Source organism: Megasphaera sp. UBA4233, from assembly GCF_002395615.1.
In the GTDB taxonomy this organism is placed as follows: Bacteria; Bacillota; Negativicutes; order Veillonellales; family Megasphaeraceae; genus Megasphaera; species Megasphaera hexanoica.
The window spans coordinates 89446-111546 of sequence record NZ_DGXL01000006.1; the positions used below are offsets into that span (position 1 = coordinate 89446).

A 22101-nucleotide genomic window follows, 5' to 3' on the forward strand; every position below is an offset into this window, starting at 1 on the left:
TTGCCGTGTTACAGGGATTATAATAATTTTTTCAGTGTACTGGTTACTTCTTCCGGATTTTTGACAGGGGATAAATCCATAATCTGCTGCTGGCCGACGCATAAGATATTATTGCCGTCTACATGGACATCGCTGACGGATGGTTTGCCGTTATTGTGGTAGACCGCTGAAAGATTGCCGGCAATCAGATATGCCCGTTCTTTTCCACTCATGTTGGGGATATCCTGAGGCTGATAGAAGTCCTTTTTGCGGATGGTGATCATGCCTGTGTCCTTATTGACAGCGACGACATTATTGCTCCATTTTGTAATATCGGCGCTATACGTGTCGCGGCGGCTTACCGTCGTAGGATGATCGTTGAACAGTTCCATGATGCCGCTGGTCTGCACGTCTTTTTCTTTATCGAGGAACCGCTGCCATAAGGCGGCGCCGCCACCGACGTTATACCCGGCCGCTACGGCATACTGGAACCCGAGGGCATCGGCTTCCTTTTCCATCGGTTTGGTTACCAGTTTGGCAGAGCCTATCTGGTCCAGAATAGCCGCACCCAGCTGGGCGGCTCCTCCGCCGGAACCATAAATCGCTGCCAGAAGGTCGAGGGGCATGCGTTTTTTTACGCCGCTGATGGCATGATTTTTTTGTCCATGTCCCATTTCATGGGCCAGAACGAAGGCAACTTCATTTTCATTGTAATTCAGCGGTTCAAAGAGACCGATATTGACACTCATATTATGTCCGATAGTGCAGAACGCATTGAAACTCGTGTCGTTATTTACAAAGTAATTGTAGGGCTTTTTCAGGATAGATGGATCTGTTTTGGCAATGGCATTGGAAAGACGCGTCATGACCCGTTCTGTCATGGCGTTGGCCTGATAATCAGTATTGACGCCATACTTGGCTTTTATCTGCTTCATATAGTCGTCACGGCCTTCATTATCCAGGTAATTAAGCTGCTGATTTAACTGGGCGTAATAAGCGCCAGCCTGGGCAATTGTACCGATGGTACCAATATCAATAGCCTGTACGGGAGACGTTTCTGCCATGGTGCAAAAACTAAGACCCAGGACCGCGGCGGCAGCCAGCAAGGTCCGTTTCGTTCTGTGTATAAACATGATACCCCCACTCCTTTCGCATGGTACACTCTATGCAGCCCCATTATACCATAATAGCATGGAGTAAGACATGAGATTCAAACGAAAAATAAATATCAAATGTTCAACAAAGTATATTGCGTTATGAGCTAATTTTGTATTTAATATATTATAAAGATATATTATAATAAGGAAGAGATTTAGAAGAGAATAATGGTCAGAGGATAATGACTAAGGTATAAATTTTTAAATAATACTTTGAATCAGGATGTGAATCATTATGGCAGCAGAAAAAACGTATTTAAAACCTATAAAGAGCAAATCTGTCGTCCAACAGGTCATCGACCGCATTACGGAGGCGATTGTAAATCACCGCATTCATCCCGGCGATAAAATCCCGACCGAGCAGGAATTGGCTGAATCCTTTGGCGTGTCACGCAACTCCGTGCGGGAGGCCATCAAGATCCTCGTTTCCTATGGCGTATTGGAAATCCGCCGGCCTGAAGGGACTTTTGTCTGCCAGGGGTTCAGTGAATCCATGATTGATCCGCTCCTTTATGGCATCATCCTGAGTGATACGGAATCGATGGAGTCATTGAAAGAGTTGCGGGAATGGATCGATGTCGGTATTATTTATAAGGCCGCCCAGAAAGCAGATGATGAGGACTTACGGAAATTAAAAGGCGCATTGGATGCTATCCGGGAAGCGGCAGTGAACAAGAATTTCAAAGCCATGTGTGATGCCGACGATGAGTTTCATCAGTGCATGGTGGATATGACTCATAATATTTTGTTTATAAAAATTAGTGAAGTGACCAGGTTATTAACAAAAAAGATCCGCTATCAGACCGTGTATAATATGGGCAAGATGGGAAAAATAAAGGAAATGTACGATGTTCATCTTTCCATGTACCAATTTATCAAAGATAAAAAACAGACGGCTGTCGATGAAGTCGTGCGGCAGGGATATTTCTATGAATATGGCGTTCTGGATGAAGAAGGAAATTAAAACGATATAGATGTTTATTGCACGGGCGGTCCTGTCAGGGTGTCATAACCCAGACAGGACCGCCTTTATGTTTATGGCTCATCAGAGTAGTTATATCGATGCAAAAGGAGCAAACGCGTAATTGTATAAAGTCATTGACAACATCCTACGTTGGAAGTATAATACAGTCAAAAGTTAAACATCCTATGTTCAACAGAGGATGAAAAGAGTAATACACTTTTATCTATTATTTATCTTACGAGGTGACATTGCATGAAACGAACAGAAGAGGAATTGAAAGAGGTTGCGAAAGACCTGCGGAAAAAAGCCGTAACCATGATTTATGAAGCACAGTCCGGCCATCCCGGCGGTTCACTTTCCGTCGCTGATTTTGTAGCTGCCTGCTATTTTGGTGAAATGAATATTGACCCGAAGAATCCGAAATGGGAAGACCGGGACCGGTTCATCCTGTCTAAAGGCCATGTATGCCCCATTCAGTACGCGGCTCTGGCAACACTGGGATACTTCCCCCTTGATGTACTCCATACACTGCGGAAAGAAGGATCGATCCTGCAGGGCCATCCGGATATGAAGAAATGCCCGGGCATCGATATTTCGACGGGCTCTCTCGGTCAGGGCCTGGCTTGTGGCGTCGGCATGGCACTGGCAGGCAAACGGGATAATAAAGACTATCGTGTATTCGTAGTCGTCGGTGACGGCGAAGCCCAGGAAGGGGAAATCTGGGAAGCTGCCAATACGGCGCACAAATACGAACTGGATAACCTGATTGTTTTCGTCGATAACAACAATCTGCAGCTCGATGGTACGACGGACGAAGTTATGCCGAACGGTGACCTGGGCAAGAAATTTGAAGCCTTTGGTTTTGACGTATATGAAATCGACGGCAACGATATGCACCAGATTGTCCATACACTCGATATGATCCGCATGCGCAAAAACAAGAAGCCCCATTGCATCTTCGCCCATACCGTAAAGGGCAAGGGCGTATCGTATATGGAAAACCAGTGCGGCTGGCACGGTGTTGCTCCGAACGATGCGGAATATAAACAAGCGATGGAAGAACTCGAAGGAGGCCTGAAATAAAATGGCAGATATGACAAAAGCAACCCGCGATGGTTTCGGTGAAGAAATACTGAACCTTGGTAAAGATAACAAAGATATATATGTAATTGATGTGGATATTGCGAAATCGTGCCGGACGACGCCCTTTTCCAAGGCTCTGCCCCAACAGCACGTCAACGTCGGCATTGCTGAACAGAATGGTGCCGGCCTGGCAGCAGGGCTGGCTACATGCGGCAAAATCCCGTTTGTCGTTACCTATGCCGTATTCGGTTCCCTGCGCATGTGCGAAATGATCCGCCAGGAAATCTGCTATCCTAATCTGAATGTCAAGATTGCCTGCTCCCATGGCGGTGTTACTCCGGCTAATGATGGCGCCAGCCATCAGTCTATTGAAGATATGGGTGTTCTCCGGACGCTGCCTAACATGACGGTCTGCATGCCAGCTGACTATGTAGCAGCCAAGAAACTGACGAAAGCTGCTGCTGAAATGTATGGTCCGGTATACCTGCGCTTTACACGCGATCCCATTGCAGTCCTCTACGATGATAACGTAGAACTCCAGCTTGGGAAAGCTCATCAGATTCAGGACGGCAAAGACATTGCTATCATTGCCAACGGCGATACGGTCCGCCTGGCTATTGAAGCGGGAAAGAAACTGCAGGCTGAAGGTATCTCCGCACGCATCATCGACATGCACACCATCAAACCTCTTGATACAGAAGTTGTCAAAGACTGCCTGGAAACGATCGGCAAGGTTATTACCGTCGAAGACCACAATATCATCAACGGCCTGGGAAGCGCTGTCTGTGAAGTAGCAGCAGAACTTGGCAAAGGTCAGGTCAAACGCATGGGTATCCAGGACCGCTTCGGCGAATCGGCTCCATACGAACATCTCCTGGCAAAGAACGGCGTTTCTGTCGACCATATCGTAGAAACGGCCAAATCCTTTTGCCAATAAACAACCTACATTGAACGTTGAATGGTTATTGGACATATATTGGGAGAAAGGGAGTGCAGTTTTATGACAACAGCAGCAGCTAATGTTGCGGATATAGAAAAACGTACTGTACACAAAGTAACACGAAGACTGATTCCATTCTTGTTCCTCTGCTTTGCCATTTCCATCCTGGACCGCGTCAATATTGGGTTTGCCGCCCTCCAGATGAATGCCGATCTCGGCTTTTCCAGTGCCGTCTTTGGCTTTGGTGCTGGCATCTTCTTCTTCGGCTACTTCCTCCTGGAAGTGCCGGGAAGTGCCCTCATGACCAAATTCGGCGCCCGTCGCTGGATTTCCCGTATCATGGTTTCCTGGGGCCTCGTATCCTGTCTGACGGCATTTGTACAGAACGACATCCAGTTTTATTGCGTACGATTTGCTCTCGGCGTCTGCGAAGCCAGCTTCTTTCCCTGCATGGCCTGGTATCTGAGCAACTGGTTCCAGACGAAGAACCATGCCAAGGCTATCGCCGGATTTATGATCGCTATCCCCAGCGCCAGTGCCGTCGGCTCGCCTATTTCTACGTACCTGCTGGAACTGAACCTCTTTGGACTGGAAGGCTGGCAGACACTGTTTATCCTCGAAGCTATCCCGTCGCTCATCCTCGGCGTCGCCTGCTTCTATTACCTGACCGATTCGATTGAAGAAGCCCACTGGCTGGAAACGGATGAAAGGGAATGGCTGAAGAATATTGTGGCCGAAGAACAGGCTGCAAAGGCCAAGAAAAAGAAAGTATCCTTCCTTACGGCTCTGAAAGAACGGGATGTCCTCATCCTCGCCCTGGGATACTTTGCCTGGATCTGCGGATATTACGGCATCGTCATGTTCCTGCCGACACTGGTTCATGGCCTTTCCAGCACCATTGCTACGACGACCATCGGCTGGATTATCGGACTCATGTATCTCCTGGCTGCATTTGTCATGTATGCTGTCGGCCGTCATTCCGATAAAGTCAATGAACGGCGGTATCATGTAGCCGGCTGTCTGGTAGTCGCTGCTGTCGGTCTCGTCGCCAGCGTCTACATTGCCCAGTCCAACGTCATAGCCAGTCTCATCGTCTTTGCCGTCGCACTGAGCGGCGCCTATGGTGCCTATTCTCCGTTCTGGGCCATTCCGCCGGCGTATCTTTCCGGTTCTGCTGCGGCAGCGGGTATTGCCCTCATCAACAGTGTCGGCAACCTGGGCGGATTCTTTGGTCCTTATGTCATGGGTTACGTCAGCACCGTAACCGGTTCCTTTGATGCCGGCGTCCTTTTCCTGGCCATCTGCATGGTCATCAGTGCCTTTGTCGTCACGGTCCTGGTTAAACAGACAGGGAAAGCTATCGACGATAGTAAGTTAAATGCAGCTGATTCAGCTGATAAATAAATATTCACAATCTATTACATCAATACATTTTATTAACACCGTGTAAGATTACACGCGCTATTTCAAGGAGGTTTTTCAAATGTTAGATTTCACAGATCAGGTAGTCATCGTTACAGGTAGTGGTTCTCCTAAAGGTATGGGTCGTGTCATGGCCCGCACATTTGCAAAGCAGGGCGCTCAGCTCATCATTGCAGATATCAACATGGCCGGCGTTCAGGAAACGGTCGATATCATCAAAAATGAAGGCGGCAAAGCCGAAGGCATCAAACTCGATGTTACGAGCAAAGAATCGTGCGAAGCAATGGTCGATCACATCATGAAGACCTATGGCCGTCTTGATGTTCTCGTCAATAATGCCGGCATTTCCCAGCATGTTACCGTAGCCGATATGACGATGGATGATATGAAACGCATTTTCAACGTCAACATGTTTGGCTTGTTCCTCTGCACCCAGGCCTGCATGAAACCGATGGTCAAAGCCGGTTATGGCCGTATCGTCAATCTTTCCTCCGTATCGGCCAAGCGCGGTGGCGGCATCTTCGGTGGCGCTCATTATTCGGCAGCTAAAGCGGCAGTTCTCGGCTTCTCCAAGAACCTGGCCCGTGAAATTTCTCCCTATGGTGTCACCGTCAATAGCGTAACGCCGGGCCTGATCAATACAGAAATCTGGAAATCCCTGCCGAAAGACGAAGCCCAGAAAGTTATCGACAATATTCCTATGGGCCGTCCGGGTGAACCGCAGGAAGTCGCTGATACGGTCGTATTCCTCGCTTCTAAAGAAGCATCGTACATTACAGGCGAAGAAATCGATATCAACGGCGGTCAGCACATGGACTAAAAGTGGATATAACGAGCGGCAGAAAGCAGGCAGGCTTCCTGCCGCCCTTTTCTACGAAAGGTGGGACGGGATATGCGAGCAGGATTTATAGAAAAACCGATGAAAGCCTACTTTATCAATGACGCACCGGAGCCTCAGTTGGAACGGGATACGGATGTCAAAATCCAGGTCCGGGCGACAGGCATCTGCGGTTCTGAAGTACATGCTTATCATGGGAAGCATCCCTGGCGGGTGCCACCCGTCGTATCAGGCCACGAATTTTCCGGGGGCGTCGTCGAAACGGGCAGCGCCGTAACGACGTGCCGGCCCGGTGACAGGGTGACGGCCGAACCACAATATGGCTGTGGCCATTGTTATTTATGCCAGAGCGGGCGGTATAATCTGTGCCCGGAAAAGAAGATACTCGGCGCTTCCGGATGGAGCGGATCGTTTGGTGAGTACGTCGTTCTGCCCCAGCAATGCATCGTACCGTTGCCGGACGCCGTATCCTTTGCCGAAGGGGCGCTCATTGAACCACTGGCGGTCGGCATGCATGCCGTACGGGCGCATCATATACAGGAGACGACAAAGGTGGCCGTCATCGGCTGTGGTACGATAGGACTGGGTGTCGTTCTCAGCGCGGCTTGTTTTCATCCGGCGACCCTTTTTGGCATCGACGTCATCGATTTTAATTTGGAAAAAGCCCGCTCCATGGGAGCTGTTGCTGCGTTTAACAGCACGCGCGATGATGTCGTCAAAGAAATTATGGAACGGACCGATGGTAAGGGCGTCGATATTACCTTCCTGGCCTTCGGTAATGATGCCTGCGTCCGTCAGGCGGCGGAAATTACCCGTCCGGGCGGCACGATTTCGGAAATCGCCATCATGGGTAAGGATATAAAGGCTTCGTTTGACCTTATCCAGGTGAAAGAGCTGCATGTGGACGGGTCCAATATGTATGTCCGTAGTGACTATGAAGCTGTATTGGCAGAAATTGCGGCAGGTAATATGAAGCCCTCAGGGTTTATTACAAAACGCTTCCCCATTACCCAGTTTGGTGAAGCCCTGGAATTTACGGATAAGCGGCCGGAACCGGTCGTAAAGACACTTCTGGAATTTTAGATCGTGAAACAGCGTAAGGATGTGACGCCTATGATAAAGAAAATCGGAATATTGACCAGCGGCGGGGATGCACCGGGGATGAACGCTGCCATCCGCGGCGTTACCCGTTACGCTATGTATAAAGGACTGACTGTAGAAGGCATATTGCGGGGATATGACGGATTGATCCATGGAGACAGCACTGCCCTGACACGCCGTTCTGTCGGCGGAATCATTCATCGCGGAGGTACACTATTAAAGACGGCCCGTTCGGAAGAATTCCGGACAGAAGAAGGCCGGCAAAAGGCCTATGAATGGTTGCAGAAGAACCACATTGACGCATTAGTCGTCATTGGCGGCGATGGATCTATGAAAGGGGCAGAAAAACTGAGTGCATTGGGCATACCGACGATAACGATTCCCGGAACGATTGACAATGATATGCCTGGCACAGAATATACGTTGGGCTATGATACGGCTGTCAATACCGTACTGGAAGCAGTGAACCGCATCCGCGATACGGCGTCTTCCCATGACCGGGTAGCTATTGTAGAAGTTATGGGGCGTCACGCCGGGTTCATCGCCCTCGAATCGGGCATGGCCTGCGGGGCAGAAATCGTTCTGGTACCGGAAAAGAAAGTCACACTGAAAGAAGTGGCCGACCATCTCGTGGAATCCCATAAACAGTGGAAAATGAGCAGTATTGTCATCGTTGCCGAAGGTGCCGTCAGTGGATGTGACGTGCTGACCTACATGAAACAGCATCATCCGGAAATGAATCCCAGCCTGACCGTACTAGGATATCTCCAGCGCGGTGGTGCCCCTTCGGCAAGAGATGCCAAAATGGCGGGGCTGTTTGCCCAGAAGGCCGTCGATTACCTTCTTTCCGGTGGAAAAGATGCTGTCATTGGCTCTATTCACGATAAGATTGTGGCAACGCCTTATACCGAGGTAGATAAATATAAGTTTACCATTGATGAAAACGAATATGACTTAGTACATGCGTTAGGCACGTAAATTCCCCTCTTCTGTAGAAGAAGGAACTGTATCTCCCCATGCAGTTTCTTCTTCTTTTTTTTTGTACTTTCCCATATAATAAGAGATATAGAACAGGAGGCGGTATAGATGCTTGAACTCGTAACAGCTGACAAGCTGCAGCTGGATATTTTTTCTGTTTTTGGTACGAATAACGGACTTCTCATGGCAGGAGACAAAAACGATGCACGGGTCATGACGATTGGCTGGGCCAATCCGGGGCGGACCTGGAATATTCCTACGTGCATCGTCTATGTACGGCCGGAACGGTATACGTATGAGTATATGGAGCGGTTTGATTATTTTACCGTATCGGTGCTGCCGATGGCTCTTCATGACAAGGCCATATACTGTGGTATCCACAGTGGACGCGATACGGATAAAATCAAAAATTGTGGATTCCCTTTGCAGTATGGGATGGGGGATGCCCCGTTCATTGCCAGTGCAGACTGGACCCTGGTCTGCAAGAAACTGTACGTGCAGGACCTGTCGCCAAAGGGAGTGACCGATTCCCGCGTCCTTCGCTCCTATACGCGGGAAGGCTGGCATCGCATGTACATAGGTCAGGTAGTAGAAGCGTATCATCAGAAAGCCGAATGACCGCCAACTAAGATGTTCCTATTATATTAACTTATCAGAGGTGATACCTATGAAATTAACCATTCTTATTGATAATTACACCATCAGCGGGGGCTGCTACGGCGCAGAATCCGGCTTTTCTGCCTGGTTTGAAGACCGGGATAAGAAAGTCCTCCTCGATGCCGGCCGCTCAGACATGTTCATGAAAAATGCCTGGCGCCGCGGTATTGACTGCCTCCAGGCCGATGCTGTCGTTTTATCCCATGGTCACTATGACCATACGTGGGGCCTCCTGCCGCTGGTACAGGCACATATTGAAGCGACGTATGAAAAACGCCCCCGCATAGCAGCGCCTGTGTACGCCCATCCTGATACTTTTTTGCCCAAGGAAGCAGGGGGCAAAAATATCGGTTCCATCCTGGACGAAGCTTCGCTCCATGCCATCCTGCCGGTCCATACAACAAAAGAACCGGTCTGGCTGACAGACCGGCTCGTATTCCTCAGTGAAATTGAACGGACCAATGATTTTGAAGCGAAAAAGCCTTTAGGTCATACGCTGCGCAACGGCGTATGGGAAGACGATTATTTGTATGATGACTCGGCCATGGTCTATTGTTCCGATAAGGGCCTGGTCATTGTAACGCCCTGCGCCCATGCCGGCGTCTGCAATACCATTGCCTATGCGAAAAAAGTATGCCATACCGATACGGTGTATGCTGTTATTGGCGGATTCCATCTTTTGCGGGACAATCCGGACGTCATGCGGAAAACACTGGATTTCATAGAAGACTGCCAGCCGGAGCTGGTATATCCCTGCCATTGCGTCAGCCTGGAAAATAAGACACTCCTTGCACGGGAATTGCCCGTAAAAGAACTGGGAGCTGGTACTCGCCTGCGCTTCGACGAATAGACTCAGCGGACGAATTCCAGGCGGAAAGCCCGCCCCGGCGTGATATAGGGGATGAGAAATTGTTCTTCCGGCAGGATATAAGCTGCCCGGTTGCAATTAGGGCCGCCTGGGTAGGACTTCAGGCTGATCTGTACCTCGCCCATATAACGGCCGTATCCTTCATTGTCTACGGTGATGTCGCCGTACGATACGGGCTGGTCTGCCGTTTCATCACCCGAAATGATGTGCCCCTGCAGCCGGGAGCGGCTTTCTGCGGCGCGGATGACATCCTGAGCCGGGTCCAGGCGGGCCGTCATAGGCTGGCTGAGAAGGTCCTGCAGGAACGGGTCATGACTGAGAAGGCGTGCCTTGAGAACGATTCGGCCTTTTTCCTCCCGGCCCGCATGGGAAAGAGCGGTCAGTTCTTCCTGTGAGGGGGCAGAGTCACCGATATAAACGGTATCTGCGCCCATAGCCTGGGCGTGGCGGGCCGCCAGATCTACTGTGCGATTCCGATCGTCTTCCAATGTGGGCAGTCCTTCCCGGAGGGGCAGCCGCCGGCCGGTCTGACTGGGGATGAACAGACCAACGGAAATACCCTGGTTCTGCAGCCACTGTGTCTGTTTTTGTACATAGTCTTCTCCCAGACCCGTATGAGGGCGGGGATAAAAGTTGTGCAGGCTGTCTATATGGCTGAAATCAGCCCCGGCTTCCTGAAGGGCTGCCAGTTCTGCCGGGCGGAGGGTGGAGGCATTGAGCTGCACCTTCATCATATGGCTGAACAGAGCTATTTTGCGGACATCGAATCCATAATCAAAGCGGACCGTCGTAATGCCCAGGGAAAGCAGATGTTCCGGTGTCAGAGATGGCAGATTCAGTAATTCCTGCGTCTTTGGTGATACATCAGCTATGACATCGAAGTGATGGTGACGAGCGACAGATAAAATTTCCTGAAGCTCCATAGATAGGACGTCTGTGTCTGATTCGGGAATGTGGAGGGATGTAAACACCCGCGTAATGCCCATAGCGGCCGCTTCTTCCAGAAGGGCCAGTTCATCGGCACAGCTGCGGCCTAAACCGGGATAGAGAGAAATACCTGTTTTCATAGTCAGCAAACCTCCTCGGCAGGGTCATCAAATCCGATGATCCACGTAGCAATAAAACCGGCAAGATAGGAGACGAAAAGCCCGGAAAGATACACGGGGATATTGTCCGTGCTGGCGGCCAGGGGAAGGCCGGATATGCCCATAGCTGCAGCGCCGACCATAAAGGCAGCCTGTACGGCACCACCGCAGGCCCCGCCGATACAGGCACCGATAAACGGTTTTCCCAGAGGAAGCGTAACGCCGTAAATCAGCGGTTCACCGATACCCATGAGTCCGACAGGCAGTGCAGAGGCAATGGTTTTGCGCAGCTGCCTGTTTTTTGTTTTGACATATACGGCTGCTGCGGCGCCTACCTGGCCGCCACCGGCCATAGCCAGAATGGGGAGCAGGATGGTAACGCCATAGCGGGCCAGTAGTTCCGCATGGATAGGCGTCAGGCCCTGATGGATGCCTAGCATGACCATGGGAAGAAACGTGCCGCCGAGGATGAAGCCCGTCACGGCGCCGCCGCGGCCGATGGATTCAGTTGCCGCATATCCGATGGCTTCCGACAGCCATCCGCCGATGGGCTGGCAGATGAATAGGGCAACAAAGGTCGCGATGAGGACGACCAGGAGCGGCGTCAGAAAGAGGTCAAACATATCGGGAATGACGCGGTGCAGTTTCTTTTCCAGCAGGGAAGCAAAGAGGACGACGAGGATGACGGCGATAATGCCGCCCCGCCCTGGAACGAGAGGCTGGCCGGAAAAGACGATATGGGCCAGTCCCGGATGGGTAATGATAGCGGCCATGACACCACCCAGCATGGGCGAACCGCCAAAGACTTTGGCTGCATTGACGCCGACAAAGATATTGAGACCGTAAAACGCGGCATTGCCGGCAATGGCAAATATCTGTATTACAGGCAGGGCGGATAATTCCGGATTGAGTTTCAGGGCAATATTCAGCAGTCCCGTAATCAGGCCGCAGGCGATGAACGCGGGGATGATGGGTACAAAAATCTGGGCAATCTTTTTCAATGCTTCTCTGGCCGGAGTGGCGTTTTTTCTGCGGATGGCTTCATGCAGTGCCTGCCCGTCTCCGACAGCGGCATTGCGGGCCAGCTCGCCAACTGATGCAGATTGATTGTCTTCTTTCAGTAATTCCAGAAATTCCCGGGTCACTTCCTGGGCCTTGCCCGGTCCCAGGATAATCTGCCATTCATCACCGGACTTATTGATGCCCATGACGCCGCGCAGGCGGCCTATATCTTCTTTTGTGAAATGTTCTTCCTTTACGACCAGGCGCAGACGGGTCATACAGTGATAGGCCTGGACGATATTGGAGGCAGGTCCTGTGAGAGCGTAGATTTCCCGGGCCAGTTCTTTATAATCCATTATATCGTCCCTTTCGCAGCGGATTGAGCAGAAAGCACCTTCGAAATAAAGCCGTCGGCAGTCTGTAATTTTTCTTGTGCTTCTTCATAAGAAATATGCAGGAGCAGCATGACGATGGCTGGTTTAGCCTGTCCCTTACTTTGTGCGAGGGCCCGGATGGCTTCATCACGGCTGCAGCCGGCGGCCTCCATGACAATGCGCCGCGCCCTTTCTTCCAGTTTATGATTCGTCGCTTTGACATCGACCATCAGATTCCCGTAAACTTTACCGAGGCAGATCATCGTTCCCGTAGACAACATATTCAGAATCATTTTCTGGGCAGTGCCGGCTTTCATACGGGTGGAACCGGTAATGACTTCCGGACCGGTAACGGCACATAAATCAATATCAGCACAGGCGCCTATGGGAGAATGGGGAGAACAATCAACGGCAATGGCGGCAGCGCCACATTGACGGGCGCAGGTGAGAGCACCTATGACGTAAGGCGTGCGGCCGGAAGCACTGAGACCGACGACGACATCTTTTTTCGTAAGGCCCTTGTCGAGCAGGTCTTTTTTTCCCAGATTTTCGTCGTCTTCTGCGCCTTCACGGGCACGGAACATGGCAGATTCTCCTCCGGCAATCAGTCCCTGGACGAGGTCCGGATCAGTAGAATAGGTGGGTGGACATTCTGCTGCATCGAGGACCCCGAGCCGTCCCGATGTACCAGAGCCGGCGTAAAACAAGCGGCCGCCTTCATGAAGATGATGGCTGATGAGGTCAATGGCTCTTGCGATGTCCGGTATGATGGCTTCTACGGCCGATGCCGCCCGATGGTCTTCCCTATTGATGATGCGGACCATTTCTTCCGTAGAAACCTGATCTATGTTCTTACTGCGGGGATTCCGCTGTTCTGTTGCAATAGCTGCTAATTCAATCATAATAGAGCCTCTTTTCTCTACAAGGTGTATTATATTATAAAACAGGAGCCGTATTGTAGCAACCGGATGTGATTCAGGATACGCAGGATGTATGCAAATGTTTTGATAATATACATCCATTTGAGGATAATAATTTACAATCCTCCTTTTTCATGGTATGATATTTTTGCACGGAAAATCTGTGCATACCTGTGCGCCCATAGCTCAGCTGGATAGAGCAGCAGTTTCCTAAACTGCGTGTCGGATGTTCGAGTCATCTTGGGCGCACCATTTTTATATCTGTTTTGTATTTATTGCAAACTTCAGCAGAAAGGTGGCTGTCTGCATGTCCCAAATAGAAAAGAACCCTCTTGCTTTTTTCCATGAAGAACCTATTTCTGACCGTGACTATACCATGGCTGAGGCTGTAGCCGAAGCGAAACGCTGTCTTAATTGCCGTGTGCCCCAGTGCCGCAATAGCTGCCCCATAGAAAATGAAATACCTCAGTTCATTCATGAATTGGCACAAGGGAATTTTGGTGCGGCCGCCGAATACATCTATCACCGCAGTGATTTTCCTGCACTGTGCGGACGTATCTGCCCCAGGGAAACGCAATGTGAAGGGGCCTGTGTACTGGGCAAAAAAGGAAAGCATATAGAAATCGGAAAACTGGAACGGTTTGTGGCCGATCTGGTTCTGGATAATCACATTCTCGACGACGTGCCCAGCAAAAAATGCAGTGGGACCGTTGCTATTGTCGGCAGTGGCCCGGCAGGCATGGCAGCAGCCCAGGACCTGGCACGGATGGACTACGATGTGACGATTTTTGAAAGTTCTACCCAACCGGGAGGAACGCTTACCTATGGTATACCGACATTCCGCCTTCATAAAGAATATGTCCTCCGGGAAGTAGAACGGATGGAGCAGTTGGGCGTTACCATACGGTATGAAACGAAAGTGGGCCGTGATATTTCTCTGGATAAACTGGCCGAAGACTTTGATGCTGTTTTTATTGCCGTCGGCACAATGGAAGGATGGAAACTGGGAGTCGAAAATGACCATTTATCTGGTGTGATTGATGCGGCCCAGTTCCTGTACCAGGTGGAACAGGTACAGCTTGGTGAAGAACAATTATCCAGGCTGCCCGTCAAACCGGGAGATACGGTCCTCGTCGTCGGTGCCGGTAATGTGGCTATTGATGCGGCCCGTACGGCACTGCGCCTGAAAGCAAAGGTAAAAATCGTATACCGCCGGGGCGAAAAGAATATGAAATGCCTGCCCTCCGAATATATGGAAGCAAAAGAGGAAGGAATCCAGTTCCAGTTCTATTCGGCGCCCCGTGCCGTCGTCGGTACCGATCATGTAGAAGGGCTCCGGATTGAAAAGCAGAAGATCTTGGACGATGGGACGATGGTACCGACAGGAGAATTTGAAATTGTGCCGGCCGATAAGATCATTGCTGCCATTGGCAATAGACCGGAAATGGACATTATTCAGGCTTTTGGTGCTGAAGCTACGGAAGACGGTTACATCGAATCCCGCAATATCCCTTACGGTATGACCAGCCGGCGCGGTATATTTGCTGCCGGTGACGTCGTACACAAGCCGAAAACGGTCGTGCTGGCTATGCGTGAAGGCAAGCGGACAGCGGCTGGTATCGATGAATATATCCGGGCTAAACACATGATGGAAGAGGTCAACAAGGGATAAGGAGGTCCATATGTCCGAACTGATACAGCAGATTGAAAAAGCCAATGCGGCCTTTGTAGAAGAACATAAGGCCGGAGGCTTGACAGAAGTAAGCAAATATCCGTCCCGCAGCGTAGCCATCCTTACCTGTATGGATACGCGCCTGCTGGATTTTCTGGAACCTGCCATGGGTTTGAAACGGGGCGAAGCTAAGATCATTAAAGTGGCTGGCAATACGGCAGGCCGCAGTTTTAACGGTGTCGTTGGCAGTCTGATGGTCGCTGTCTATGAACTTCATGTGACGGACATTATCGTCGTCGGACATGAAGATTGCGGCATGCTCCATACGACGGCAGAAGGACTTTGTAAAAAAATGTTTGAGGCGGGGATTGACCCGGCAATCATTGATGATGTGGAACCACAGCTCATGGCCTGGGCCGATCCCATCTGTGACTGCGAAGAATCGGTACGGGTTACCGTACGCAACTTGCAGCGCAATCCCTATCTGCCCGGGGGAATCCATTACCATGGAGCGGTCATCCATCCTGATACAGGGGCCGTCCGGTTCGTAATTACGGATGCGGAAAAGAAATAAAGGAGGCAGATTATGAATCTCGTTGAACAACGTATGGCAGATCATGCAGCTGTCCTGGCTGCGACAAAAGCACTGGCTCCTGATATAGAAAGAGCAGGCACTCTGATCCGGGATGCGCTGGCTGGTGGCCACAAAATTTTATTCTGCGGAAATGGCGGCAGCGCTGCCGATTCCCAGCATCTGGCAGCAGAAATCGTCGGCCGCTTCCAGAAAGAACGGCCCAGCCTGCCTGCACTGGCACTGACCGTAGATACATCGGTCCTCACAGCCGTAGCTAATGACTACGGGTACGATACGGTATTCAGCAGACAGGTAGAAGGACTTGGGAATGCCGGAGATGTACTGGTTGGCATTTCTACATCGGGGAATAGCAAGAACGTCATTGCCGCCATCGAAACGGCCCGTAAAAAGCAGATGAGCGTCATCGGCTTTACCGGCATTGGTGGTGGAAAAATGGCGGACTTGTGTGATGTTTGTCTGGCCGTTCCTTCCAAAGTGACGGCCCGCACCCAGGAAATGCATATCATGATGGGCCATATCATCTGTGAAATTGCAGAAGAAACGTATTGATACAATAGTCTTAGTTCAACAAAAAACGGGAACAGAATGGCTTTACGTCATTCTGTTCCCGTTTTTGTTGCTATACATTCTGATTCTTTTGGCGAAGGGAAAACAGCGATATTAATATCCTAAGTTTTCCCCGACGAGGATGACCTTGATACGGCCCTGGGGTCCGCTGTTGCGGCGGGTCCGGACCATCTGATTGCAGATACTCTGCGGGCTGAGACAGTCAGCGCACATGCCGTTGGTGTTGCACGGCGTCGGGATGCCGAAACGCTGGGCATTAATTGGAGCGGCAGTCGAACGGGCCCGGGCGATGGCCGCTTCCAGTGTCGGTTCTACTTTATTCATGCCGGCGATGACTATGACCTGTTTGGGCCCGAAGATGAGCGCTGCCGTGCGGTTGCCGTTGCCGTCGATATTAAATAACTGACCATCCTGGGTGGCGGCATTCGTACTCATGATGAACGTATCGCAGGTCAGACCTTTACGCATGATTTCCATCCGTTCTTCCGGTGTCTTGGCCGTATCGCGGTCGAGAACCGGGTTGTGGGCTTTGACGTAATCATAGAGTCCCATTTCTACAATAGAGGTGGAACCACCCCAGGAAACGACGTCTGTTTCCGGAATCAGTGATACCGCTTTAGCCAGGGCTTCTTCTTTGGTAGGACAATACCAGGCGGCAAAACCGCGTTTTTCAAAATTTTTGGCAACGGCCGGCCCTTTCTTATCATACATGGTGTGCATCATATCGGAACGATCCATATTAACTCCTCCTAAAATATATATTGTGACATAGGCTAAAAGCCGATGTTTTCACCGACGAGAATGACTTTGATGCGCCCGGCCGGATTGCAGGCGCGGGTGCGCAGTATCTGACGGCATACCGTGTCCTGGCCTTTGCAGTCAGCGCACATGCCTGTCAGGTAGCACGGTGTTTTGGAGCCGGCAAAGCGGTTGATGTTGATGGCTGATGCGGTCGAGCGGGCCCGGGCCAGAGCGGCAGCCACTGTTGGAACGACCTTATTCATGCCGACGATGACCAGCACCTGACGGGGACCATAGGAGAGCGCTGCTACGCGGTTGCCGTTGCCGTCGATGTTCAATAATTCACCATCCTGGACGGCAGCATTGGTCCCCATGAGGAAGGTATCACATAACAATGCTTTACGCATGAGTTCTACCCGTTCTTCCGCTGTCTTTGCCGTGTCGCGGTCAATGACCTTGTAATGGGCCTGTACATAAGCGTGGAGCCCGATGTCATCAATGGAGCGGGAACCGCCCCAGGAGACGATGTCATCTTTGGGAATGAGAGAAATAGCTTTAGCCAGGGCTTCCTCACAAGTTGGACAGTACCAGGCGGCGAATCCTCTTTTTTCAAAGTTCCGGGCAACGGCCGGCCCTTTCTTATCATACATGGTATGCATCATATCGGTTCTTTCCATTGTAAAACCTCCTTATTGGTTCATAAAGTCCTGAAATGCGCGGGTATTACGTATACGGTCAAAATGAGACTGGCTGCGGGCTGCCTCTTTTACATTTTCTTTATCGATGGCAGCGGCTTTTTTCAGGTATAAAACGGCCTTTTCGGCATTCCCCTGGTCGCCGTAAATGGTGGCGATGCCATAATAGCTCCACGTGTTATCCGGTTCGCTGTCGATGACTTTCTGGAACCAGGTAATCGATTCATCGTATTGCTTGTCGATTTTCAGGGCCAGTGCCAGGTCATAGAAAGATGGGACATAATCTGGTTTTAGTTCCAGTGCCTGCCGGATGAGAGAAATTCCCTGACGGACCTCCTTTGGATTTACCCCGTTGCCGCGCATGGCCAGGGCGATTCCCTTGCCGGAAAGTGCTTTATAATTTTTTTGGTCTTTGGCAAGTGCCTGGTCATACAGGGAAATGGCCTGATCATACTGGAATTGCTGGTAGAAAGACAAGCCCTTTTCAAAGAGGGCTTCTGAGGCGGCATCTATCTGAATCTGTTGCTGTTGCTGCTGGTTCTGTGCCGGTGCCGGCTGCTCCTGATTTCCGCAGCCGGCTATGAACAGGCCAACTGTAAGACATAAGGCCACTGCTATAGGAATCTTTTTCATTTTTTCACCTCATATACATACGCTACGTATAGTATATAAGAAAATTCATAAATGCACAAAGCCGTATACACGGTATTCACGTTTTCTTACTATGTATACATAAACTATGGATAGCTTTATTATACTATCTATGGTATCATTTTTATAGAAGTTTCTTTCCGTACACGGCCAACCGGATAATATTTTTAATTGTAAAGTGAATTTATTCTACATGTACCAGATGGGAAACCATACCATTTTAGGATGAATTTTGCTTATTTTTAGTATGCTCAAAACGCAATACTCATGCTCGAAACGCAATAGACTATACTGAATGGTGCTATTTATGCAAATGAATTGAAAAATAAATTCAGCTTGCTATAATAAAGGTAGAGAGATTAAACGTTTAAATAACCTCTGTAATTGTAAGCGCTTGTATTGTCTACTATTATTTTTCTCATTTTATTTCTCAAGGAGATGTTTAAAGTGACTGAAAAATTGATGAAAACAATGGATGGTAATGAAGCTGCCGCATACGTATCGTATGCATTGACAGAAGTTGCAACAATTTTCCCGATTACTCCGTCTTCCCCGATGCCGGAACACGTGGATGTATGGGCGGCTCATGGTAAAAAGAACCTCTTCGGCCAGCCGGTGCGCGTCATGGAAATGCAGGCTGAAGCCGGTGCTGTCGGCGCCCTGCACGGCCTCGTTGAAGCAGGTTCTCTGGGTACTTCCTATACGGCTTCCCAGGGCCTGATGCTCATGATTCCTGTCATGCACCGTATTGCCGCAACATGCAAACCGGCTGTACTCCATGTAGCTGCCCGTTCTGTAGGGTCTCATGCCCTTTCTATTTTCGGGGATCATTCCGATGTCATGGGCTGCCGTAATACCGGTTGGGGCATGCTCTGCAGCGGCAGTGTCCAGGAAGTCATGGATCTTGCCGGCGTAGCACATCTTTCTGCTATTAAAGCCAGCCTGCCGATGATGCACTTCTTCGATGGTTTCCGTACATCTCACGAAATCCAGAAAGTCGAAGTTATGCCCTATGAAGAATTAGATAAACTGCTGGACCGCGATGCCCTCTATAAATTCAAACATGAAGCACTGAACCCGGATCATCCGACCATGCGCGGCGGCGTTAATAACCCGGATATTTTCTTCCAGAACCGTGAAGCCGTCAACTCCTATTATGACAAACTGCCTGATATCGTCCAGGATTACATGGACAAAATCAGTGAATTTACAGGCCGGACCTATAAATTGTTCAACTACTACGGCGCTCCCGATGCAGAATACGTCATTGTAGCCATGGGTTCCGTAACGGGCGCTATTGAAGAATGCATTGATACCATGATGGCAGAAGGCCAGAAAGTCGGCTATGTACAGGTACACCTCTATCGTCCGTTCTCGCTGAAACACTTCTTTGCAGCTATGCCGAAGACGGTTAAACGCATTGCTGTCCTGGACCGCACGAAGGAACCGGGTGCAATTGGCGAACCGCTGTATGAAGATGTATGTACGGCATTCCAGAATTCGGACCGTAATGCGATGATTATTGCCGGCCGTTATGGCCTGTCCTCCAAGGACGTTCCGCCTTCCCATATCAAATCTGTATTTGTTCATCTCATGAGTGATAATCCGAAACAACATTTCACCGTCGGCATCAATGATGATGTAACCAATCTGTCTATTCCTCTCGTACCGATGGATGTCAAGACGGACGGAATCATCAGCTGCAAGTTCTGGGGCTTCGGTTCCGATGGTACAGTTGGTGCCAACAAGAACTCTATCAAGATTATCGGCGATAATACGGACCAGTACGTTCAGGCTTATTTCGAATATGATACGAAGAAATCCGGCGGCGTTACGAAATCCCATCTGCGTTTCGGCAACCGCCCGATTCGTTCGACCTATTATGTCAAATCGGCTGACTTCGTAGCATGTCATAAAGAAGCGTATATCAAAGATTACGATATCGTCGGTGAAATTAAAGATGGCGGCATCTTCCTCCTCAACTGCAGCTGGGATCAGGCAGCCCTTGAAACACACCTGAAAGCCAGCGTAAAACGTCAGATTGCCAATAAACATATTAAATTCTACACCATCGATGCGACGAAGATTGCCGCTGAAATAGGTCTGGGCAACCGTACCAATACGGTTCTGCAGGCTGCCTTCTTCAAACTGGCCAATATTATTCCTATCGATGATGCCGTCAAATATATGAAAGAAGCCATCGTCAATACCTATTCGGCCAAGGGCGAAAAGATTGTCAATATGAACTGTGAAGCCGTTGAACGCGGCGTATCCGGTGTTGTTGAAATCAAGGTTCCGGAAGCATGGGCTACGGCGAAAGACGAAGCCGTCGAAGATATGACAAAAGATCTGCCTGATTTTGTCAAGAGAATCTGTATTCCGTCCAATCTGCAGAAAGGCGACGACCTGCCGGTCAGCGAATTCCTGCCTTATGCAAACGGCGATTACCCCGTAGGCAGCGCGGCTTATGAAAAACGTGGCATTGCAACCAATGTCCCGGTCTGGGATGTAACGAAATGCGTACAGTGCAACCAGTGCTCTATGGTCTGCCCGCATGCCGCTATCCGTCCGTATCTCCTCGATGAAAGTGAAGTAAAAGCAGCTCCCGAAGGCTTCGTGACGAAGAAAGCCGTCGGCAAAGGCCTTGAAAAATATGAATTCCGCGTTCAGGTATCTCCGCTCGATTGCTACAGCTGCGGTTCCTGCATTAAGACCTGTCCTGTACAGGCACTCTCCTTTGCACCGCTCGATTCCCAGCGCAAAGAAGCGGCAAACTGGGACTATGCCCAGACGGTCAGCATCAAAGATACGGGCCTCGATGAATTCAGTGTCAAAGGCAGCCAGTTCAAACTGCCGTATCTGGAATTCTCCGGCGCCTGCGCAGGCTGCGGCGAAACACCGTATGTCAAACTGCTGACCCAGCTGTATGGCGACCGCCTCTATATCGCTACGCCGGCTGGCTGTATGCAGGCGTGGGCTGCTGCACTTCCGTGCATCCCGTGGACAAAAGATAAGAACGGCAAAGGGACGGTTTGGACGAACTCCCTGTTTGAAGATAATGGCGAATTTGGTTTCGGCATGTACCTGGCTCTCCATCAGCAGCGGGAAGATGTAAAGAACCATCTCGAAGCACTGGCTGGTCTCATCGATGAAGGTTCGCTCAAAGCGGCTATCCAGAAATGGCTCGACTCCTATGGCTGCCATAATGAAGGCGAAACGACGAAACAGATCAGCGCAGATCTGATTGCCGAACTGGAAAAAGCACAGCTTACAGGTAAAGCGGGCGAAGAAGTGGCTTATCTCCTGGCTCACAAAGAACACATCGGCAAGAAGACCGTCTGGATCGTCGGCGGCGATGGCTGGGCATATGATATCGGTTATGGTGGTCTGGACCATATCATGGCAACGACGGAAAACTTCAACGTTCTCGTCATCGATAACGAAGTATATGCCAACACCGGTGGCCAGTCCTCCAAGGCTACACCGAAAGGCGCTGTGGCACAGTTCGCTGCTGCCGGCCGCCGGACCAATAAGAAGGATCTGGGCCGTATTATGATTGGCTATGGTCACATCTATGTCGCCTCTGTCTCCATGGGTGCTAACCCGGCTCAGATGATGAAAGCCCTCAAAGAAGCGGAAGCGTATGATGGCCCATCTATCGTCCTGGCTTACAGCCCGTGCATCAATCACGGCCTTGTCAAGGGCATGAGCACGGCACAGATGGAAGAAAAGAAAGCCGTCGAATGCGGTTACTGGCCGCTCTACCGGTACAATCCGGCTCTGGAAGCAGAAGGCAAGAATCCGTTCAGCCT

20 protein-coding genes and 1 tRNA gene are annotated in these 22101 nt (G+C 50.3%); 14 read left to right on the plus strand and 7 right to left on the minus strand.

Going from position 1 to position 22101, the window contains the following annotated elements; all coding sequences use genetic code 11:
- Positions 1-17: 17 nt before the first annotated feature.
- Entirely contained in the window at positions 18-1112 is a 1095-nt protein-coding gene (locus B2U90_RS01170; RefSeq protein ID WP_075581842.1) for a M48 family metallopeptidase, read from the minus strand.
- 259 nt (positions 1113-1371) lie between these two features.
- Here B2U90_RS01170 and B2U90_RS01175 point away from each other — a divergent pair, with 259 nt between their 5' ends.
- The 9 genes from B2U90_RS01175 (at position 1372) to B2U90_RS01215 (ending at position 9969) form a co-directional block, all read left to right on the plus strand.
- The gene (locus B2U90_RS01175) at positions 1372-2100 is read left to right on the plus strand and encodes a FadR/GntR family transcriptional regulator (protein ID WP_075581843.1); all 729 of its coding nucleotides are present in this window, start codon (positions 1372-1374) and stop codon (positions 2098-2100) included.
- A gap of 252 nt (positions 2101-2352) precedes the next feature.
- Positions 2353-3183, plus strand: a complete 831-nt coding sequence (locus B2U90_RS01180; RefSeq protein ID WP_113855323.1) for a transketolase — start codon at positions 2353-2355, stop codon at positions 3181-3183.
- Between the two features lies 1 nt (position 3184).
- A complete protein-coding gene (locus B2U90_RS01185) occupies positions 3185-4120 on the plus strand; it encodes a transketolase family protein (RefSeq protein ID WP_292016888.1) in 936 nt (311 codons plus the stop codon).
- Positions 4121-4183: 63 nt separating this feature from the next.
- Entirely contained in the window at positions 4184-5527 is a 1344-nt protein-coding gene (locus B2U90_RS01190) for an MFS transporter (RefSeq protein WP_059077072.1), read from the plus strand.
- 79 nt (positions 5528-5606) lie between these two features.
- Positions 5607-6365 (plus strand): SDR family NAD(P)-dependent oxidoreductase, encoded by a 759-nt coding sequence (locus B2U90_RS01195; protein ID WP_170087004.1) that lies wholly within the window; start codon positions 5607-5609, stop codon positions 6363-6365.
- A 72-nt stretch (positions 6366-6437) separates the two neighbouring features.
- Entirely contained in the window at positions 6438-7466 is a 1029-nt protein-coding gene (locus B2U90_RS01200) for a zinc-dependent alcohol dehydrogenase (RefSeq protein ID WP_292016889.1), read from the plus strand.
- Positions 7467-7496: 30 nt separating this feature from the next.
- Positions 7497-8462 carry an ATP-dependent 6-phosphofructokinase gene (locus B2U90_RS01205; protein WP_059077069.1) on the plus strand — a complete coding sequence of 322 codons (966 nt, stop codon included), beginning with the start codon at positions 7497-7499 and terminating at the stop codon, positions 8460-8462.
- A gap of 108 nt (positions 8463-8570) precedes the next feature.
- Complete coding sequence (locus tag B2U90_RS01210; protein ID WP_170087002.1) at positions 8571-9080, plus strand: flavin reductase family protein; 510 nt, start codon at positions 8571-8573, stop codon at positions 9078-9080.
- A 49-nt stretch (positions 9081-9129) separates the two neighbouring features.
- Positions 9130-9969, plus strand: a complete 840-nt coding sequence (locus B2U90_RS01215) for an MBL fold metallo-hydrolase (RefSeq protein ID WP_059077067.1) — start codon at positions 9130-9132, stop codon at positions 9967-9969.
- A 2-nt stretch (positions 9970-9971) separates the two neighbouring features.
- Here B2U90_RS01215 and B2U90_RS01220 read toward each other — a convergent pair whose 3' ends face one another.
- From B2U90_RS01220 to murQ, 3 genes are read right to left on the minus strand one after another with little or no spacing between them, the layout of a single operon-like run.
- Complete coding sequence (locus tag B2U90_RS01220) at positions 9972-11054, minus strand: MupG family TIM beta-alpha barrel fold protein (protein WP_059077066.1); 1083 nt, start codon at positions 11052-11054, stop codon at positions 9972-9974.
- Positions 11055-11056: 2 nt separating this feature from the next.
- Positions 11057-12430 carry a PTS transporter subunit EIIC gene (locus B2U90_RS01225; RefSeq protein WP_292016891.1) on the minus strand — a complete coding sequence of 458 codons (1374 nt, stop codon included), beginning with the start codon at positions 12428-12430 and terminating at the stop codon, positions 11057-11059.
- Positions 12430-13350 carry an N-acetylmuramic acid 6-phosphate etherase gene (gene murQ / locus B2U90_RS01230; protein WP_292016893.1) on the minus strand — a complete coding sequence of 307 codons (921 nt, stop codon included), beginning with the start codon at positions 13348-13350 and terminating at the stop codon, positions 12430-12432. Before murQ ends, B2U90_RS01225 begins: the two co-directional genes overlap by 1 nt.
- Positions 13351-13543: 193 nt before the next feature.
- Between murQ and B2U90_RS01235 the strand changes: the two genes are divergently transcribed.
- From B2U90_RS01235 to gmhA, 4 genes are all read left to right on the plus strand, one after another.
- A tRNA-Arg gene (locus B2U90_RS01235) sits at positions 13544-13620 on the plus strand.
- 55 nt (positions 13621-13675) lie between these two features.
- Positions 13676-15040 carry an NAD(P)-dependent oxidoreductase gene (locus tag B2U90_RS01240; protein WP_292016896.1) on the plus strand — a complete coding sequence of 455 codons (1365 nt, stop codon included), beginning with the start codon at positions 13676-13678 and terminating at the stop codon, positions 15038-15040.
- Between the two features lie 10 nt (positions 15041-15050).
- A complete protein-coding gene (locus tag B2U90_RS01245; RefSeq protein WP_292016897.1) occupies positions 15051-15614 on the plus strand; it encodes a beta-class carbonic anhydrase in 564 nt (187 codons plus the stop codon).
- A 12-nt stretch (positions 15615-15626) separates the two neighbouring features.
- Positions 15627-16184, plus strand: coding sequence for a D-sedoheptulose 7-phosphate isomerase (gmhA, locus tag B2U90_RS01250; protein WP_059077062.1), 558 nt, complete (start codon positions 15627-15629; stop codon positions 16182-16184).
- Positions 16185-16295: 111 nt separating this feature from the next.
- On the opposite strand, the gene B2U90_RS01255 is transcribed toward gmhA, so the two are convergent.
- From B2U90_RS01255 to B2U90_RS01265, 3 genes are read right to left on the minus strand one after another with little or no spacing between them, the layout of a single operon-like run.
- Entirely contained in the window at positions 16296-16940 is a 645-nt protein-coding gene (locus B2U90_RS01255) for a lactate utilization protein (RefSeq protein WP_059077061.1), read from the minus strand.
- A 35-nt stretch (positions 16941-16975) separates the two neighbouring features.
- Positions 16976-17620, minus strand: coding sequence for a lactate utilization protein (locus B2U90_RS01260; RefSeq protein ID WP_059077060.1), 645 nt, complete (start codon positions 17618-17620; stop codon positions 16976-16978).
- 12 nt (positions 17621-17632) lie between these two features.
- The gene (locus B2U90_RS01265; RefSeq protein ID WP_150824351.1) at positions 17633-18271 is read right to left on the minus strand and encodes a tetratricopeptide repeat protein; all 639 of its coding nucleotides are present in this window, start codon (positions 18269-18271) and stop codon (positions 17633-17635) included.
- Positions 18272-18736: 465 nt separating this feature from the next.
- On the opposite strand from B2U90_RS01265, the gene nifJ reads away from it, so the two are divergent.
- A partial coding sequence (nifJ, locus tag B2U90_RS01270) for a pyruvate:ferredoxin (flavodoxin) oxidoreductase (protein WP_292016898.1) occupies positions 18737-22101 on the plus strand: 3365 nt, incomplete at its 3' end.

Excerpts from the sequence above, each read along its gene's own strand:
- B2U90_RS01200 (WP_292016889.1), top strand. The coding sequence starts at position 6,438 with ATGCGAGCAGGATTTATAGAAAAACCGATGAAAGCCTACTTTATCAAT.
- B2U90_RS01170 (WP_075581842.1), bottom strand. The coding sequence starts at position 1,112 with ATGTTTATACACAGAACGAAACGGACCTTGCTGGCTGCCGCCGCGGTC.
- B2U90_RS01215 (WP_059077067.1), top strand. The coding sequence starts at position 9,130 with ATGAAATTAACCATTCTTATTGATAATTACACCATCAGCGGGGGCTGC.
- murQ (WP_292016893.1), bottom strand. The coding sequence starts at position 13,350 with ATGATTGAATTAGCAGCTATTGCAACAGAACAGCGGAATCCCCGCAGT.
- B2U90_RS01175 (WP_075581843.1), top strand. The coding sequence starts at position 1,372 with ATGGCAGCAGAAAAAACGTATTTAAAACCTATAAAGAGCAAATCTGTC.
- B2U90_RS01185 (WP_292016888.1), top strand. The coding sequence starts at position 3,185 with ATGGCAGATATGACAAAAGCAACCCGCGATGGTTTCGGTGAAGAAATA.
- B2U90_RS01210 (WP_170087002.1), top strand. The coding sequence starts at position 8,571 with ATGCTTGAACTCGTAACAGCTGACAAGCTGCAGCTGGATATTTTTTCT.
- B2U90_RS01195 (WP_170087004.1), top strand. The coding sequence starts at position 5,607 with ATGTTAGATTTCACAGATCAGGTAGTCATCGTTACAGGTAGTGGTTCT.
- B2U90_RS01205 (WP_059077069.1), top strand. The coding sequence starts at position 7,497 with ATGATAAAGAAAATCGGAATATTGACCAGCGGCGGGGATGCACCGGGG.
- B2U90_RS01220 (WP_059077066.1), bottom strand. The coding sequence starts at position 11,054 with ATGAAAACAGGTATTTCTCTCTATCCCGGTTTAGGCCGCAGCTGTGCC.
- B2U90_RS01255 (WP_059077061.1), bottom strand. The coding sequence starts at position 16,940 with ATGGATCGTTCCGATATGATGCACACCATGTATGATAAGAAAGGGCCG.
- B2U90_RS01190 (WP_059077072.1), top strand. The coding sequence starts at position 4,184 with ATGACAACAGCAGCAGCTAATGTTGCGGATATAGAAAAACGTACTGTA.
- B2U90_RS01180 (WP_113855323.1), top strand. The coding sequence starts at position 2,353 with ATGAAACGAACAGAAGAGGAATTGAAAGAGGTTGCGAAAGACCTGCGG.
- B2U90_RS01265 (WP_150824351.1), bottom strand. The coding sequence starts at position 18,271 with ATGAAAAAGATTCCTATAGCAGTGGCCTTATGTCTTACAGTTGGCCTG.
- B2U90_RS01240 (WP_292016896.1), top strand. The coding sequence starts at position 13,676 with ATGTCCCAAATAGAAAAGAACCCTCTTGCTTTTTTCCATGAAGAACCT.
- gmhA (WP_059077062.1), top strand. The coding sequence starts at position 15,627 with ATGAATCTCGTTGAACAACGTATGGCAGATCATGCAGCTGTCCTGGCT.
- B2U90_RS01260 (WP_059077060.1), bottom strand. The coding sequence starts at position 17,620 with ATGGAAAGAACCGATATGATGCATACCATGTATGATAAGAAAGGGCCG.
- B2U90_RS01245 (WP_292016897.1), top strand. The coding sequence starts at position 15,051 with ATGTCCGAACTGATACAGCAGATTGAAAAAGCCAATGCGGCCTTTGTA.
- B2U90_RS01225 (WP_292016891.1), bottom strand. The coding sequence starts at position 12,430 with ATGGATTATAAAGAACTGGCCCGGGAAATCTACGCTCTCACAGGACCT.